Origin of the sequence: Candidatus Clostridium stratigraminis (assembly GCF_045310675.1) — a bacterium.
GTDB classification, from domain to species: domain Bacteria; phylum Bacillota; class Clostridia; order Clostridiales; family Clostridiaceae; genus Clostridium_AT; species Clostridium_AT stratigraminis.
Genome location: NZ_JBJHZZ010000037.1, coordinates 1 through 2,005, shown reverse-complemented (window position 1 = coordinate 2,005; position 2,005 = coordinate 1). Strand labels below are relative to the sequence as shown.

3 protein-coding genes are annotated in these 2,005 nt (G+C 30.3%); all 3 read right to left on the bottom strand.

Going from position 1 to position 2,005, the window contains the following annotated elements; all coding sequences use genetic code 11:
• Nucleotides 1-355: 355 nt before the first annotated feature.
• The 3 genes from ACJDUG_RS17720 to ACJDUG_RS17710 all read right to left on the bottom strand — a co-directional run bounded on the left by ACJDUG_RS17720 (nucleotide 356) and on the right by ACJDUG_RS17710 (nucleotide 1,969).
• Complete coding sequence (locus tag ACJDUG_RS17720; RefSeq protein WP_406771195.1) at nucleotides 356-739, bottom strand: hypothetical protein; 384 nt, start codon at nucleotides 737-739, stop codon at nucleotides 356-358.
• A gap of 206 nt (nucleotides 740-945) precedes the next feature.
• On the bottom strand, nucleotides 946-1,416 hold the full coding sequence (locus ACJDUG_RS17715) for an NUDIX hydrolase (protein ID WP_406771196.1): 471 nt from the start codon (nucleotides 1,414-1,416) through the stop codon (nucleotides 946-948).
• A gap of 262 nt (nucleotides 1,417-1,678) precedes the next feature.
• The gene (locus ACJDUG_RS17710) at nucleotides 1,679-1,969 is read right to left on the bottom strand and encodes a hypothetical protein (protein WP_406771194.1); all 291 of its coding nucleotides are present in this window, start codon (nucleotides 1,967-1,969) and stop codon (nucleotides 1,679-1,681) included.
• Nucleotides 1,970-2,005 lie beyond the last annotated feature (36 nt).

The window sequence follows — 2,005 nt, the reverse complement described above, 5'->3', positions numbered from 1 at the left end:
TAAAGGATAATATTTTAAAGTGGAGGGGTCAATTTTCAATGTAAAAGAGGGGTCAATATTAATTGTAAATCAACAACCTGCATAGGCGGAGGGTAAAATTTTTTAATTGATGTTTCTGGTCTTTCAATCTATATATTGCGTAGCACTTACGCGAAACGATAAATGAGGACAATTACTAATATATCCCCTTTTCCATTTTTCTATATTCATCTTCTAGTATACTCATGTTGAGTAGCGACCAGTATTGCCCATCTATTTTTCGGCACTCTCTAAAATTCCCCTCGATAATAAATCCTGCTTTTTCATAACATGCAATTGCAGATTTATTAAAATCAAAACCATACTTTATATAAAACTACTTACTCCATAATAATTTAAGATTTCCTTCTTTACTACCACGCAAATACACTTTTTGAATCCCTTCAAATGCACCACCCTGTTCAATCTTAAAGTCACCAGTTGGGTTAAACTTACTAACCAGGCTATATCTAAGCCTAATGTATAAATTCTTATTTTCAATCCAATAATTGTAACCGCTGAATCCTTCAGCACTTTTTGTTGTCGTTCCTATAACTGAAATAAAATAGTCATCTACATTAACTTCTTGAACAATTATCGATTCTATATCCGCATATGATCCGAAAATAAAGAAATGCGAATAAATTAATCCGATTGTAATTACTAGAATCACAACAAATGTAATTATTGATTTTGGTATTTTACTTACAAATTTGGTCATAAACAAATCTCCCAAAAGGTTTTTTTCATATTAATCTAAAGCATTATGCTAAATAAGTACTAATTATTTATGCCCCCAGACTCCATCTCCGATAATTCCGTTGCATATAATTGCAGACATATCAAAAACTTAGTGCAATCATATCTACCACAATCCTATCGTTTAATTAATGATATGATAGGAAGGTAAAGAACTTTAACTTCACATTATTCATAGGTAACAATATGCTCAACACCATCACTAATATTAATTATCTTATCAGAAAAAAAGCTTGGATAAGCAACATAATCTTTTAACTTATCAATTGGCAACCAATGCATATATTCACGTACCCCCAGAGTATAGCTGTTGCTATTTAACTCTTTTGTACCTCTTGATTTCATTAGAAAATAAAATGCTATTTCATGACACTTCAAGCCATCAAGCGTACCTGAACCTTCAAAAAAATTCTCATGTATAAAAGCCAGTCTGTCTACTTCATATGCAATTCCCGTTTCTTCTAATACTTCTCGCTTAACTGCATCTTCTGCTTCTTCTCCTAAATGTACTCCGCCCCCTATAGAATAATAATAAGTATCTAATTCATTTTTTGCAAAAAGGACATGTCCATCTTCAATAATTATTGCAGCTGCACGATATCGAAACCATCTATCTCCATTTATAAATCCACAATCCATCACAAAACTCCCTCCTTATGAAAAATGTCCCTATTTTTTGTTATATGATAATTTAAATCTTTTACTATTTACATGGGGAAGATGTCCCCACTAAGCTTTAATTTTTAGCAATTCATATATAATAAACCTGTAAAGTAATTTGTTTTCTATTATGCACTTAATATGTATCTAAGAATGTCTGTTAAATCATCCATAAGTTTCAGTTTCTCCATTTACATTAACCTTTCCCAATAATTTCTTTCAATAAGGTCTACATAAAATACTATTTTTTATGATAGATATTCACTATACCTTTTGGCAAATCATTTTTGCTTATTTTAACTATATTAACAAAAACATGAGTAATATCATCAATATTTTGAGCATATATACCATTTGTAATTCCATTCGGCTGTCCGTAATCAATATATTCTACTTCTAACTTATTATTAATTAAGTTGAATGTTTTAACATCAGCACTAAATGAATAGATAGGCTTTGCTGGAAATAATGAACTAAAAACCAAACAATCTTTGGTGTTAGTATAATAATGTAGACACAGAAATCCGAACATAATAAAATATAGAAAAGGAAGGACGTGTCTACAATG